The organism is Bacillus sp. ISL-34 (genome assembly GCF_018613325.1).
Taxonomy (GTDB): domain Bacteria; phylum Bacillota; class Bacilli; order Bacillales; family DSM-1321; genus Peribacillus.
This window is the reverse complement of record NZ_JAGGQJ010000005.1, coordinates 220,159-234,641: the sequence shown is the minus strand read 5'-3', so window position 1 is coordinate 234,641 and position 14,483 is coordinate 220,159. Positions and strand designations below refer to the sequence as shown.

At 41.3% G+C, this 14,483-nt stretch carries 12 protein-coding genes; 10 read left to right on the top strand and 2 right to left on the bottom strand.

Going from position 1 to position 14,483, the window contains the following annotated elements:
• Window positions 1–2 precede the first annotated feature (2 nt).
• The 8 genes from walK to rlmN all read left to right on the top strand — a co-directional run bounded on the left by walK (window position 3) and on the right by rlmN (window position 8,581).
• The gene (gene walK, locus J7E52_RS07155; RefSeq protein ID WP_214744472.1) at window positions 3–1,835 is read left to right on the top strand and encodes a cell wall metabolism sensor histidine kinase WalK; all 1,833 of its coding nucleotides are present in this window, start codon (window positions 3–5) and stop codon (window positions 1,833–1,835) included.
• On the top strand, window positions 1,832–3,169 hold the full coding sequence (locus J7E52_RS07150) for a YycH family regulatory protein (RefSeq protein WP_214744470.1): 1,338 nt from the start codon (window positions 1,832–1,834) through the stop codon (window positions 3,167–3,169). The genes walK and J7E52_RS07150 overlap by 4 nt, the downstream gene beginning before the upstream one ends.
• On the top strand, window positions 3,156–3,950 hold the full coding sequence (locus tag J7E52_RS07145) for a two-component system regulatory protein YycI (RefSeq protein WP_214744469.1): 795 nt from the start codon (window positions 3,156–3,158) through the stop codon (window positions 3,948–3,950). Before J7E52_RS07150 ends, J7E52_RS07145 begins: the two co-directional genes overlap by 14 nt.
• 6 nt (window positions 3,951–3,956) lie before the next feature.
• Window positions 3,957–4,751, top strand: coding sequence for an MBL fold metallo-hydrolase (locus J7E52_RS07140; protein ID WP_214744466.1), 795 nt, complete (start codon window positions 3,957–3,959; stop codon window positions 4,749–4,751).
• Between the two features lie 272 nt (window positions 4,752–5,023).
• Window positions 5,024–6,244 carry a S1C family serine protease gene (locus J7E52_RS07135; protein ID WP_214744464.1) on the top strand — a complete coding sequence of 407 codons (1,221 nt, stop codon included), beginning with the start codon at window positions 5,024–5,026 and terminating at the stop codon, window positions 6,242–6,244.
• A 176-nt stretch (window positions 6,245–6,420) separates the two neighbouring features.
• The gene (locus tag J7E52_RS07130) at window positions 6,421–6,582 is read left to right on the top strand and encodes a CxxH/CxxC protein (protein WP_101223962.1); all 162 of its coding nucleotides are present in this window, start codon (window positions 6,421–6,423) and stop codon (window positions 6,580–6,582) included.
• A gap of 370 nt (window positions 6,583–6,952) precedes the next feature.
• The gene (gene rlmH / locus J7E52_RS07125) at window positions 6,953–7,432 is read left to right on the top strand and encodes a 23S rRNA (pseudouridine(1915)-N(3))-methyltransferase RlmH (RefSeq protein ID WP_214744462.1); all 480 of its coding nucleotides are present in this window, start codon (window positions 6,953–6,955) and stop codon (window positions 7,430–7,432) included.
• Window positions 7,433–7,513: 81 nt separating this feature from the next.
• Complete coding sequence (gene rlmN, locus J7E52_RS07120; protein ID WP_214744460.1) at window positions 7,514–8,581, top strand: dual-specificity RNA methyltransferase RlmN; 1,068 nt, start codon at window positions 7,514–7,516, stop codon at window positions 8,579–8,581.
• A 62-nt stretch (window positions 8,582–8,643) separates the two neighbouring features.
• Here rlmN and J7E52_RS07115 read toward each other — a convergent pair whose 3' ends face one another.
• On the bottom strand, window positions 8,644–8,976 hold the full coding sequence (locus J7E52_RS07115; protein ID WP_214744458.1) for a heme oxygenase: 333 nt from the start codon (window positions 8,974–8,976) through the stop codon (window positions 8,644–8,646).
• Between the two features lie 294 nt (window positions 8,977–9,270).
• Here J7E52_RS07115 and J7E52_RS07110 point away from each other — a divergent pair, with 294 nt between their 5' ends.
• Both J7E52_RS07110 and J7E52_RS07105 read left to right on the top strand, forming a co-directional pair.
• Window positions 9,271–10,719 (top strand): DEAD/DEAH box helicase, encoded by a 1,449-nt coding sequence (locus tag J7E52_RS07110; RefSeq protein WP_214744456.1) that lies wholly within the window; start codon window positions 9,271–9,273, stop codon window positions 10,717–10,719.
• 321 nt (window positions 10,720–11,040) lie between these two features.
• Window positions 11,041–13,110, top strand: coding sequence for a catalase (locus J7E52_RS07105; RefSeq protein WP_214744454.1), 2,070 nt, complete (start codon window positions 11,041–11,043; stop codon window positions 13,108–13,110).
• Window positions 13,111–13,164: 54 nt separating this feature from the next.
• Here J7E52_RS07105 and pepT read toward each other — a convergent pair whose 3' ends face one another.
• Window positions 13,165–14,397 carry a peptidase T gene (pepT, locus tag J7E52_RS07100; protein WP_214744552.1) on the bottom strand — a complete coding sequence of 411 codons (1,233 nt, stop codon included), beginning with the start codon at window positions 14,395–14,397 and terminating at the stop codon, window positions 13,165–13,167.
• Window positions 14,398–14,483: the final 86 nt, after the last annotated feature.

The following is a 14,483-nucleotide window of genomic DNA, read 5'->3' as shown; positions in this document are numbered from 1 at the left end:
CTATGAAAAAGGTTGGTTTTTTTCGCTCAATTCATTTTAAATTTGTTCTGATTTATGTTTTGCTCATTTTCGTAGCGATGCAAATAATCGGGGTATATTTTGTTGGGGAATTGGAAGAAAATCTTGTCGGGAACTTTACGAAATCAATAAAAGGCCACGTTAACCTGCTTACCTACAGCATTGGTGAGGAAATGGAAAAAGAGAGGGGAGAGGAAGATCCAACCCTCGAAGAAGCGATTGATACGATATTGAAAGACCGGGATAATTCATCGAATGATATTTCGGAAGTACGTGTCATCGACACCCGCAGCAGACGCGTGATCGGAACTTCAGCCCTAAGTAACCAGGATATTGTAGGGAAGAAGACAACAGAGGTCCTTATTAAGAATACGCTCATCTATGGGAAAGAATATAGTGATGTATTTCGGGATCAGAAAACAGGCAGGCGGCTCTGGGTCCTTTCGACACCCGTTGAAGCAAATGGGGAGGTCATTGGCGCCGTCTATGTAATAGCAGAGATGGAAAATGTCTTTGAGCAGATGGATGAAATCAATAGTATCTTCATGACGGGTACGGCAATCGCCCTGGTCATTACGGCCATCTTGGGGATCCTGCTCGCACGAACGATCACCAGGCCAATGTCTGATATGAGAAAACAGGCACTGGTGATGGCGAAAGGGAATTTCTCCAGAAAAGTCAGGGTATATGGCGATGATGAAATTGGCCAGCTTGCCGTCACTTTCAATAATTTGACCAAAAAGCTTCAAGAGTCGCAATCAAGCACAGAAGGAGAGCGGCGCAAGCTTTCTTCTGTCCTTTCCAATATGACGGATGGCGTAATTTCAACGGACAGGCGCGGTCGGGTGAACTTGATTAATGAACCGGCGGCACAATTATTGAATGTCTCGAGTGAAACCGTCATGAACCAACCGATCATTGAGGTTTTGGGTCTTGAAGAAGAATATAAATTTGAGGATTTACTGGAAGAGCGAGAGTCCATTATCCTTGATTACAGCAAAAAAAATCGGCCTTTCATTTTGAGGGGGAACTTTTCGGTCATTCAAAAGGAAACGGGATTCGTTAATGGTTTGATTACTGTTTTGCATGATATAACAGAGCAGGAAAAAATCGAGAGTGAACGCAGGGAATTTGTTGCCAATGTATCACATGAACTGCGAACTCCGCTAACGACGATGAGAAGTTACCTGGAGGCATTGGCTGAAGGAGCATGGAAGGACGAGGAAATCGCTCCATCCTTTTTAAGTGTGACCCAAAATGAAACGGAGCGAATGATCAGGCTTGTTAATGATCTGTTACAGCTTTCGAAAATGGACAGTAAAGATTACAGGCTTAAAACTGGCTGGGTGAATTTCAATAAATTCTATGACCATATCATCGATCGTTTTGAAATGACGAAAAATGATGACATCACGTTTAAGCGTGACTTGCCGAAGGAAGCTTATTTTGTGGATATTGATGAAGATAAAATCACCCAGGTTCTCTATAATGTAATCTCCAACTCATTAAAGTACTCACCTGAAGGGGGTCAAGTGACTTTCCGCGTCAGGGCATCCGATGGCTTTATCATTGTGAGCATTACAGATCAAGGAGTGGGTATCCCGAAAAACGTCATTGATAAAATATTCGACCGCTTCTACCGTGTGGATAAAGCAAGGGCCCGTAACTTAGGCGGGACAGGGCTTGGTTTAGCGATTGCAAAAGAGATGGTCGTGGCGCATGGCGGGAAAATATGGGCGGAAAGTGTGGATGGAAAAGGAACTACCGTGTTCTTTACACTTCCTTACGAACAGGAAGAAGAGGATGATTGGTCATGAATTTTGAACGTGCAAAAAGTATCATACTGATTATTTTGGTTGGGACAAGCATTTTTTTGACATGGAGCATTTGGACGTACGAGCCTGAGTATGATCCATTTGAACAATCGTCGGAATTTATAAAGATTAAAAGCGATGTCCAGATTGTCAGTGATGTCATTAAACCAGTCAGTATCCTTTTCCATGGCAATGGGCAGCATTTCCAGACTTCCAATCCGGTAGAAATAAATGAAATGGAAAAAGAATTTTCGCAATGGCGTTTCAGCGGCATAAAAGAGGTATCCGTAAAAAGGCTGCAAAGGAAATTTGACGATTTTGTCCATGAAGATGGATCGATTGAAATCGAATTTTCCGATGATATTCCCATTGCCCTTTATAAAACGGTATTGAATATAGCGGATAAGGAAGTGCCTGAATTTTCGTTTGATCGAATCATCATAAAACAAAAGGATATCAGTGGTAATGAATCTGCCGTTTATTTTGTTTCCTACGATCAAGAGAAGATTTATCAAGGTATGGTCGACTCTAAAAAACTAAGGAATTTCATGGATTCATTTTATAGGGGTTCTTACGATAAGCACCCTGAATACACGGCCGAAACGATAAACAGCAAAAGGACGCTGTTCGTCCCGGAAAATCCAGTGGAGATCAACAGACTTGAATATTATATTGACTATTTAGATATTGTAAACTTGAAAAATGCGTTATTTAATTTTCCGAAGTTCGTCCGCCAGGAACCCGTTTCGGTCGGTGAGGAATACACGGACGGAACAAGACTTATGACGGTCAATAAAGAGAATTACCTAATTTCTTATATCAATCCGGCACAAAAGAGCAAGTTATTTGACAGTTCCAGTGACCTTTTGCAAAAAAGCATTGATTTCATCAATGATCATGCCGGTTGGGAAAATAACAATTACCGCTTTGCCTATATGTCGGAGAATGAACAACGAGTGGTATTCCGATTATTCGTAAATGGTTATCCGACCTTCAATGAATCTGGAATGACAGAAATCGAGCAAATTTGGGGGAAAGAAGAAATTTATAGCTATGAACGCCCATACTTTTCACTTGACTCAGTCCTCCCGTCAGAAGGATCACCAAAGACTTTAAAAAGCGGTAAAGAAGTATTGAATCAGCTGAAATCGAAAGATAATATCGATTTCAAAAGTGTGGAGGACATCTCGATTGGCTATAAACTGAATAAATCCCTGGATTCCAAACTTGTAACTCTAGTTACACTTGAGCCCACTTGGTATTATCGTATCGGCGATAAATGGTTTATTGTGCCTTTTGATGAAGATACGGGAGGCGATCAAAGTGGATTGGAATAATACAAAGTCGATTTTCATCATGGTTTTCTTCATTTTGAATATTTTTCTTCTTTATCAATTCCTGGAAAAGATTAATGACTCACAATATGAAAGTTTCACGGAGTCCTCTACGGATGAACTTTTGAAAGAAGATGAAATTTCAATAGAAACCCCACTTCCGAAACAAAAGTCGGATCAATTCCTGATTGCCCAAAGCAAGACTTTCGAGAAGAAAGATATACAGAACCTGAAAAATCAAAAAGCAAAAATCATCGATGATAAGAAGCTTGTGGGTACATTTAAAACACCGATTGGCATGAAGGAGGAAATTCAAGCTGCAGACGTGGATATATTCCTGAAGGAGTATATATTAAATGGAAATGAGTATCATTTTTGGAGCTATGATGAAATCAGTCAGACCATCACCTGCTATCAAGTGGCAGATAAAAAGATGTTTTTCAATAATAGTAAAGGGAAGGTCACTTTATATCTGAACAAGAAGGGTGAAATCGTTTCCTATGAACAGATGTATTTAGAGGGGATCGAAAAATTCAATAAACCTAAAGAATTGACATCTGCTTTAAATGCCATTGGAGCATTGTATCAGAATGGTGATATTGACCCCAAAAGCGACGTCACGAATGTAAAATTGGGATATTACAATTCGCTGCAGACGACATCTGTGTCACATTTACTTGTGCCAACATGGTGGGTGGTCATTGATGACGAAACGGATCTCTTCGTGAATGCTTTTGATGGAGAGGTCATTGAATTGAATACAGAAGAAAAAATACTGGAGTGAGTATAGATGACAATGCATTTTAGTGTTCTCGCAAGCGGGAGTACAGGAAATGCCTTTTTCGTGGAAACGGAGGATCAATCATTCCTTGTCGATGCAGGCTTAAGCGGTAAAGCCCTCGAAGCATTGTTTCAGGATATTGGCCGTGATATGTCGAAGCTATCCGGCATCCTTGTTACCCATGAACACAGCGACCATATTAAAGGTCTTGGCGTGGTAGCCAGAAAACATAAACTCCCGATATATGCGAATGCAAAAACATGGAACGCCATGGATCGATCAATCGGTGAAATTGCAACCGAACAAAAATTCACATTTGAAATGGAACAGGTCAAAACGTTCGGCAGCCTTAATATAGAATCTTTTGGCGTTTCACATGATGCCGCAGAGCCGATGTTTTACGTCTTTCATCATGAAGATAAGAAACTTGTGGTCATTACCGATACAGGGTACGTAAGCGATCGGATGAAAGGAATCATCTCGAATGCCGATGCTTATGTATTTGAAAGTAACCATGATGTGTCCATGCTGAGGATGGGAAAATATCCATGGAGCATCAAGCGCCGGATTTTAAGTGATGTCGGACATGTTTGTAATGAAGACGCCGCCCTTGCAATGAGTGAAGTGGCCGGTGATAAGACCAAGCGGATTTACCTGGCCCACTTAAGCCTTGATAACAATATGAAGGATCTAGCAAGAATGTCGGTGGAACAAACGTTAAAGACAAAGGGGATTATCGTAGGTGAACAATTTTCCTTATATGATACTGACCCGAAAAAACCAACGGAACTTGTTACATTATAAATAAAAGGAATGGATGAGGGATACCTTGTTCATTCCTTTTTATTTTTTTAAAATTTCGCTTCGTAAGTTACGAAACGGGTTAAAAGGGGTATCGTTTGGTTAGAACTGTATAGGTAAAAGAAAAATGGCTGATACTAGACAATTTTAAGTTTCACCATAAATAAAAGCATGCATTTTTTTAGAAAAATTTCGGTAATTGAGTATAATTGAGGGAGGATACCAAACAATAGAATTGCTATAATTCATTCCTAAAATGAGAGGATGGGGCGGTCTTGGGTTATTATGATCAGAATGATGAGAACCAAAATAAAAGGAAAAAGAGCCATACGAGCTATTTTCTAGCAGGCTTGGGGGGCGCCATTATCGGGGCCTTACTTATTTTATTAGCCTTTCCGGGAAGTGGACTGTTAAATAACGAGGATAACGAAATTACAACGGAAAAATCAACGGGAAGTGAGTCCACGGAGCAGGCTCAGCAAAACCTTACTGTTGATGTAACGAGTGCCGTCACCAATGCCGTTGATAAAGCCAGCGACGCAGTGGTCGGCATCACTAACATTCAGGAAACGAACTTCTGGGGCCAAGGGAGCAACGCAGAGGACAGTTCCGCAGAAGCCGGCACTGGTTCTGGTGTCGTCTACAAAAAAGATGGCGGCAAGGCCTATATCGTCACGAATAATCACGTCATTGAAGGCGCTAATGAACTGGAAGTGACATTAAGTGATGGCACTAAATTGCCAGCTGAACTACAAGGCAGTGACCCATGGACAGATTTAGCCGTCATTGTCGTCAATGGTGATAAAATCAAGACCATTGCAGAATTCGGAAAATCCTACAAATTGAAACCTGGTGAGCCCGTAATTGCAATTGGTAATCCATTAGGCCTTCAATTCTCTGGATCGATCACACAAGGGATCATCTCCGGTGTGGAACGCACGATAGAGGTGGATATCAATGAGGACGGCCAAGTGGATTGGAATGCGGAGGTCATCCAGACCGATGCGGCGATTAATCCAGGTAACAGCGGGGGGGCACTCGTTAATATGTCAGGGCAGGTCATCGGAATAAATTCAATGAAGATTGCAGAAAATGCAGTGGAAGGAATCGGTCTTTCCATCCCAATCGATTCAGTTATACCGATTATTAATGATATAGAGGAATTTGGTGAAGTGAAACGTGCCTTCTTGGGTGTGAACTTGGCATCTGTAGAAGAAATATCCCAATATCATCAACAAAATACATTGAAGCTGCCAAGGAAAGTTACCTCTGGCGTTGCAATAACAGGCGTTCAAAGCAACTCTCCAGCATCCAAGGCAGGATTGAAGGAATTTGACGTCGTAGTTGGAATGGATAATGAAAAAATCCATGATGTCGTGGAATTAAGAAAATATCTTTACAATGAAAAACAAGTCGGTGATAAAGTTAAAATCACTTATTACCGTGACGGAAAGAAAGAAACTACGGAAGTCACGCTTTCAAGCAGCGAAATTTAAAGCACAAAAGGACAGGGGGCAGAAAATGCCTCCTGTCCTTTCTATTTCCTTGCGATTTTCTTATTTTTTGTTACGATTACCTGTGGATATATACTGAAGTTAAGGATCTCAAGTAACTTGTGGATAATTGGGAATAGAAGTACTGGGAATAATGAGTGGGAAAGGAGATAAGAAAGATGAAATTATATTGCTGTCAGGAACACGTGGACATGGCGCTGGATGAAGTGGTATACGAATGTGAAACCTATCCTGTTTTAACGCTGGTTTCCGAAGAAAATCAGTTATCAACAACCTGTGAATATTGTCGAAACGTGGCAATATATCTAGTAGGGAACTAATATTCCCATACAAGATGTGGATAGAATTTGTGGATATGTGGATAACTTTTGTGGATAACATGTTTGTAACCTGTTCTTAACATTTTCCGAATAATTAAGCGGCTGGTGGAATTGTTTAGATCAAGCTTTTGGTTGTACGAATAATCAACCATAATTCTTTATCGGATCCTACCTAAGTCCAGCCCAATTTCTTCAATATACATTAAAAAAAATGAAAGTTACCGTTGCCGCTTTCAGGGGCAGCGGTTTTTATTTTTAAAAAATTGGAAAGGATATGCTTGTTTTGCTTATAGGTCACTGTAAGGTATGATAATAGGTAGGCAAATCCAACAATTGATAGTAAAAACATAATGAAAGCTAGAGGTTTTATATGAAAATAACGATTATTACTGTTGGCAAGCTAAAGGAAAAATACTTAAAGCAAGGAATTGCTGAATATACAAAAAGGTTAAGCGCCTATGCTAATATAGAACTTGTTGAAGTGCCGGATGAAAAAGCTCCGGAGAACCTGAGTGCAGCGGACATGGACATTGTAAAGCAAAAGGAGGGTGAACGAATCCTGGCCAAAGTCAGCCCGGACACCTACGTAATAACGCTTGAAATCGATGGAAAACAGCTTACTTCAGAGCAGCTGGCCACTCATATGGATCAGCTCGCCACTTATGGAAAGAGTAAAATTGCCTTTATTATTGGCGGGTCGCTTGGGCTTGGCACCGAGGTGTTATCAAGAAGTGATTATGCCCTTTCCTTCTCGAAAATGACCTTTCCCCATCAATTAATGAAGCTGGTTTTAGTGGAGCAAATATATCGGGCTTTTCGGATAAATAGAAATGAACCATATCATAAATGATAGAACTGATTCCCGGGAATTCCCCGTAACCGATAATGGGTTAACATATTAAATCTTATTGTAATGAAAAGAGGGTAACGAATGAATAAAGAGTCCATTTATGGTTTAACATTCGAACAATTGACAGCATGGCTTTCGGACCATGGCCATAAAAAATTCAGAGCTTCCCAAGTTTGGGAGTGGCTTTATAGAACACGTGTGACGAATTTCTCTGAAATGACAGATGTTAATAAAGACTGCATAAAATTACTTGAAGAGCACTTTGTCATCCAGACCTTGACTGAGCACGTTAAGCAAGAATCAGCGGATGGTACGATCAAGTTTCTGTTTAAATTACAGGATGGAAACCTTATCGAAACGGTTATGATGAGACATAAATACGGAATTTCGGTTTGTGTCACCACCCAAGTGGGCTGCAATATTGGCTGCAGTTTCTGTGCAAGTGGATTATTGGCCAAAAGCCGTGATTTATCCAGCGGGGAAATAGTGGAACAAATCATGAACGTTCAACTGCATCTGGATAAATTGGATCAAGGGGATGTTGTAAGCCATGTTGTTGTAATGGGAATTGGCGAACCGTTCGATAACTTTGAAAATATGATAGACTTTTTGAAGGTGCTCATGGACCATAAGGGCCTTGCCATCGCTGCTAGGCGCATTACTGTTTCGACGAGCGGTCTTGCCAATAAGATTTATGAATTCACCGATACTCAATTACAGGTGAATCTGGCCATCTCATTGCATGCGCCGAATAATGAACTCAGGACACGGATCATGAAAATAAACCGAGGTATTCCGATAGAAAAATTGATGAAATCTCTTGATTATTATTTAGAGAAAACGAATAGGAGAATTACGATTGAATATATCCTGTTGAAAGATGTCAATGACCACCAAGAAGAAGCCGAGCAACTCGCCAATCTTCTTGAGGACAAAAAACATCGCCTCTATGTCAACCTGATCCCATATAATCCTGTAGATGAGCATAGTCAATACCAAAGAAGTGAAAAAGAGTCCGTTCTCTCGTTTTATGATACGCTGAAAAAGAGAGGCGTAAATTGCAAAATCCGCCAAGAACATGGAACGGATATTGATGCGGCTTGCGGTCAGCTTAGAAGCAAACAAATCAAGAAAGCTGAAGCCCAGTAAGTCACTAAGAGAAAACAACAAAAAGAGGCGCATATTTTGCGGCCTCTTTTTTTGTGATTTCATTATTTCGCTATTTCCTTTACCGAGGCGACTTCATACGTTGTAAGCTCGCTGCCTAGAATTGGAGATTCTTTTTTTGCTTCACCGGAACCTGGTTCAGGCCGTTTATGTGCAGCTTTGAATGCATCGCTATTTCTCCAAGCAGTAAAGTTATCAAGGTTTTCCCAGTACATATTAACGCTCAGTTCATCGTAATCCGACAAATTCTGCGTCAATAATACTTCAACTTTTACGAAGCCTTCCATAGTATCAAGTGGACCTGGTGCAGTAAATCCCGGGGCCATGACTGCACCCATCCCTTTTTTGACTCTGATTCTATTCGTTACGATTATCATAAATCAGCACTCCCTTTGGACATCGGTTTAGAATCTACACCCTATTTTCCGCAATTTCATACATATTTTAGCATATTGAAAGAAGCAGGGTCCATTTTGATTAACTCAGATCATAAGATCCTGATGACCATTGTTTTAATGAAGACGGACGTTTCATTATATTGAAATAAGGGAATTGAATTTGGATATTACAAGGTTTATCGATGCATATCGCGTATAATAGAACTCTGTATAAGGAAATTACGATTATGGAAAGAATAAGGAAACATACTAAACAACAAAAGAGGCTGTTATATGAATGAATTGAGTTTTACTGATTATACATTAAGCGATGAAATTGTAAGGGCATTAGAAAGCTTGGGATATCAACGTCCAACCGAAGTACAGCGTGAAGTGATTCCAGTGGCGCTGAAAAAGCGGGATCTTGTCGTTAAATCGCAAACGGGAAGTGGCAAGACCGCTTCATTCGGCATCCCGATCTGCGAAATGGTCGATTGGGAGGAGAATAAGCCTCAGGCGCTTATTTTAACACCGACACGTGAGCTTGCCGTGCAGGTAAAAGAGGATATTACGAATATTGGCAGATTTAAAAGGATAAAGGCTACTGCGGTTTATGGAAAACATCCATTCGCACTGCAAAAAGCGGAATTGAAACAAAAAAGCCATGTAGTCGTTGGAACTCCGGGGCGTGTTCTGGATCATATCGAGAAAGGGACATTCGTATTGGAACGCTTAACTCATTTAATTATTGATGAAGCGGATGAAATGCTGAATATGGGCTTCATTGAACAAGTGGAAGCCATTATTAAAGAGCTTCCGAAAGATAGAGTAACCATGCTGTTCTCTGCTACGTTACCTGAGAGTATAAAAAAGCTATGCAAGCAATATATGAAAGATCCTTTGGATATTGAAATCAAAGCAAAGGGTTTAACGACGGAGAAAATAGAACATGCACTTATTGAAGTGAAGGAAGATGATAAGTTTTCCCTGCTTAGGGACGTCACCATCACGGAAAATCCCGATAGCTGCATCATTTTCTGCCGGACGAAAGATAGGGTGGACCAAGTATGTGAACAGCTGCTGGAACTGGAATATCCGTGTGATATGATTCACGGCGGCATGCTTCAGGAAGATCGCCTTGCAGTGATGAATGAATTCAGAAGAGGTGAATTCCGCTATTTGGTTGCGACAGATGTTGCTGCACGTGGAATTGACATCGATAATATTACCCACGTGATTAACTATGATCTGCCATTGGAAAAGGAAAGTTACGTACATCGAACTGGAAGAACGGGCCGTGCCGGTAAAAAAGGGAAAGCCATTACTTTTGTGACGCCGTACGAAGACAAATTCCTTGCTGAGATTCAAGGATATATCGGTTTTGAAATCCCTAAGATGACTGTTCCTTCAAAAGAGGAAGTCTCCAATAAAAAAATGGAATTCGAAGCGAAACTGGAAGCTCGTCCAAAGATCAAAAAAGATAAAAGTGAACAATTGAATAAACAAATCATGAAGCTGTATTTTAATGGCGGTAAGAAAAAGAAACTCAGGGCTGTAGACTTTGTCGGAACCATCGCTAAGATTGATGGAGTGAATGCAGAGGACATCGGGATCATTACAATCCAGGATAATGTTTCTTATGTGGAAATATTGAATGAAAAGGGACCGCTTGTCTTGAAAGTGATGAAAAATACGAAAGTAAAAGGCAAGCTTTTGAAGGTTTCAGAGGCCTTTAAGAACTAAGGTGTTGAATGAAAAGAAGCGGGAAGAGCGAAAATCGGTCTTCCCGCTTCTTTTTTATATGTTTTTCTTCCCGTCCCCATTGTTTAAAACTGGGGACGGGAAGAATTCAACCTATCTCAGACATAATTCGACCTACTTCCGGAAGAATTCGACCTACATCAAAATAATCTATCCTACACCGTGAAGATTCTTTTTCTGAATTCTGTTTATCCGTCAAAATAGAGTGGTATATGAGGAAGGATAATGCAATTATTTCGACTCAATAAATACATACAACACGATTTAATCTGGATTCTTAGACTTGGAGGGGAATGAAAAGGGATGAAAAAAGCAAATGAAAGCGGAAAAATCGATGAGCTAAGTAAGCAGCGGCAGTTGGATCAATATCGAGTGGATGACAATGGGAAAAAGATGACGACTAACCAAGGTTTGCGTATTTCTGAGGATGAGCATTCTTTGAAAGCGGGAACCCGTGGTCCAACTTTGATGGAGGACTTTCATTTCCGTGAAAAAATGACTCATTTTGACCATGAGCGTATTCCTGAGCGCATTGTCCATGCCCGTGGATCTGGAGCGCATGGATATTTTCAGGTATATGAACCGATGACCGAATATACAAAAGCCAAGTTTCTTCAAGACCCTTCAGTCAAGACGCCAGTATTCGTTCGTTACTCCACGGTGGCAGGCTCCCGCGGATCGGCAGACTCGGTCCGTGATGTAAGGGGATTCTCCACTAAGTTTTATACTGAGGAAGGAAACTATGATTTGGTCGGAAATAATATTCCGGTATTTTTTATCCAGGATGCCATTAAGTTCCCTGATTTAATCCATGCGGTTAAACCGGAGCCTCATAATGAAATACCTCAGGCAGCGTCTGCCCATGATACTTTTTGGGACTTCGTCGCCAACAATGAAGAAACGGCACATATGGTCATGTGGCATCTTTCTGATAGGGCCATACCGAGAAGCTTCCGGATGATGGAAGGGTTTGGTGTCCACACATTCCGTTTTGTAAATGAACAGGGCGTGGCCCATTTCGTTAAATTTCATTGGAAGCCTGTACTGGGAGTTAAATCCCTTGTATGGGATGAGGCACAGAAAATTGCAGGGAAGAATCCTGATTTTCACCGCCAAGATCTGTGGGAAGCGATAGATACCGGAAATTATCCTGAATTTGAATTTGGCGTGCAAATGATCAAGGAAGAAGATGAATTCAAATTCGACTTTGATATCCTCGATCCTACTAAACTATGGCCGGAAGAACAAATCCCGGTGAAAATAATCGGAAAAATGGTTTTGAACCAAAATACGGATAACTTTTTTGCAGAGACAGAACAGATAGCTTTCCATCCGGGGCATGTTGTACCGGGTATTGATTTTTCGAATGATCCGCTGCTTCAGGGACGTTTATTCTCATACACCGATACCCAGCTATCCCGATTGGGAGGACCGAACTTCCATGAGCTTCCGATCAATAGGTCGGTTGCCCCCGTCCATAATAATCAGCGTGATGGCATGCACCGAATGTCAATAAATCCAGGGCCGGTCAGCTACCACAAAAATTCCCTTGCAGGCAACTCTCCTGAACCTGCTTCAAAAGAGGAAGGCGGCTATGCACATCACCAGGAAAAAGTCGATGGCAGGAAGGTCCGGCAACGCAGTGAAAGCTTCAAGGATCATTACAGCCAGGCTAAACTATTTTGGAATAGCATGACGGAAGTGGAGAAGGAGCATATTATACAGGCTTTCCACTTTGAAGTGGGAAAAGTGAAAAATAAGGACATTCAGCAGCAAATTGTCGAGATGTTCAGCAATGTAGATGTCGAACTGGCTAAAACGATCGCTATTGGAGTGGGCGTGAATCCTCCAGCCAACAAGAGTGAGGTCAAAATGGATTTGGTCTCTCCGGCCTTAAGCCAGGAGCAAATGAAAGTGAACACGGCCGCTACAAGAAAAGTGGCAATCTTGGCTGCAGATGGTTTCAATGGCTCAGAGGTTAATCAAGTCTTGGAATCATTTAAATCGGCAGGTATAACGGCTGAAATCATCAGTAATAATCGTGGAGTGATCACAAGTTCCAAAGGACAGCAGGTCGAGGTGAATCAGACATTCCTGACAGCCGATTCTGTACTTTTCGATGCTGTATATGTGGCAGGAGGCCAGGAGAGTGTCGATGCTTTAAAGGCATCCAAGGAACCAATTTACTTTGTTGATGAAGCCTACAATCATTTCAAAGCGATTGGTGCGGGAATGGAAGGAGCCGAGATCTTATCGAAGGCAGGCATCGTTTCCAATGATCCAGCCTCAGGCATTGTAGCAGTTACGGATAAAAATAGCGGTTCTGCCTTTATCGAGGCAATTGCCAAGCACCGTCACTGGAAACGCGCTTAATATTGGATGAAAAACCCCCAGACTTGGAGTCGGGGGGTTTTTCAATAAAGACTACTACGCTTTTTCTTCAAAAAGCGATGCAATGCCAACGATCACCTTAGTGGCCAGGATCATATTGTCAACGGAAATAAATTCATATTTGCCATGAAAGTTCTCCCCGCCCGTAAAGATGTTGGGTGTTGGCAGGCCCATATACGATAATTGAGATCCGTCCGTACCACCGCGTATTGGTGAGATTTTCGGTTTAATATCGAGTTTCTCCATTGCTTCATGGGCAATATCCACGATTTCCTTCACGGGCTCAATTTTTTCCTTCATGTTGAAGTATTGGTCCTGTAATTCAAGCTGGATCCGGTTTTGCCCATATTTTTCTTTTAAATCTTCGATGACTTTTGTTATATATTCCTTGCGGTCATTAAATTTTTGGCGGTCGAAGTCCCTGATGATGTAAGAAAGCTTTGTTTCTTCCACATCACCGTGAAATGAAAGCAGATGATAAAATCCTTCGTATCCCTCCGTATATTCCGGTGCTTCTGCCACTGGGAGCTTATTATGGAGTTCCATGGCGATTTTCGTCGAGTTCACCATTTTTCCTTTAGCCGTACCAGGGTGAATATTCGTCCCTTTGATCAGGATTTTGGCCGATGCTGCATTGAAGCTCTCATATTCAAGTTCTCCAAGTGGGCCACCGTCCACGGTGTAGGCAAATTGGGCATCAAAAGCATCTATATCAAATTTATGGGGTCCCCTGCCGATTTCCTCATCGGGAGTAAAAGCAACACGAATTTTTCCATGCTTGATTTCGGGATGCTGGATCAAATAATCCATGGCAGTCATGATTTCGGCAATTCCAGCCTTATTATCTGCTCCCAACAGGGTTGTCCCATCCGTTGTAATCAAGGTATGCCCTTTATAGTTCTTAAGCGAAGGAAAATCATCAGGTGAAAGAATGACATCCAATTTTTCATGTAAAGTAAGATCTTTGCCATCATAGTTGTCAACGATTTGCGGTTTTACGTCTTTTCCAGTGAAATCAGTTGCTGTATCGACATGGGCCAAGAAACCGATTGTCGGGACATCCTTATTTGAATTGGCTGGCAAGGTTGCCATGACATAGCCGTTCTGATCAATTGTTACATCCTTCATCCCAATGGATTGAAGTTCCTTGACCAATGCATTTGCCAAGGTCAACTGTCCGGGTGTAGAGGGGCATGAGGGATTTTCCTCATTCGATTGGGTATCCACTTTCACATAAGAAGTGAATCTTTCAATGATTTCATTTTTCATTTTTCCTTCAACTCCTTTTTCCCTTATCTTACCATGATTAATCGGAATGGAAAAATTATCTTTTTTCAAATCTTCAAGGGTGGTGT

What these genes read in the sequence shown, in the direction of transcription:
- pepT (WP_214744552.1), bottom strand. Translation starts at nt 14,397, where the DNA reads ATGAAAAATGAAATCATTGAAAGATTCACTTCTTATGTGAAAGTGGAT.
- walK (WP_214744472.1), top strand. Translation starts at nt 3, where the DNA reads ATGAAAAAGGTTGGTTTTTTTCGCTCAATTCATTTTAAATTTGTTCTG.
- J7E52_RS07105 (WP_214744454.1), top strand. Translation starts at nt 11,041, where the DNA reads ATGAAAAAAGCAAATGAAAGCGGAAAAATCGATGAGCTAAGTAAGCAG.
- J7E52_RS07130 (WP_101223962.1), top strand. Translation starts at nt 6,421, where the DNA reads ATGAAATTATATTGCTGTCAGGAACACGTGGACATGGCGCTGGATGAA.
- rlmN (WP_214744460.1), top strand. Translation starts at nt 7,514, where the DNA reads ATGAATAAAGAGTCCATTTATGGTTTAACATTCGAACAATTGACAGCA.
- J7E52_RS07110 (WP_214744456.1), top strand. Translation starts at nt 9,271, where the DNA reads ATGAATGAATTGAGTTTTACTGATTATACATTAAGCGATGAAATTGTA.
- J7E52_RS07115 (WP_214744458.1), bottom strand. Translation starts at nt 8,976, where the DNA reads ATGATAATCGTAACGAATAGAATCAGAGTCAAAAAAGGGATGGGTGCA.
- rlmH (WP_214744462.1), top strand. Translation starts at nt 6,953, where the DNA reads ATGAAAATAACGATTATTACTGTTGGCAAGCTAAAGGAAAAATACTTA.
- J7E52_RS07140 (WP_214744466.1), top strand. Translation starts at nt 3,957, where the DNA reads ATGACAATGCATTTTAGTGTTCTCGCAAGCGGGAGTACAGGAAATGCC.
- J7E52_RS07150 (WP_214744470.1), top strand. Translation starts at nt 1,832, where the DNA reads ATGAATTTTGAACGTGCAAAAAGTATCATACTGATTATTTTGGTTGGG.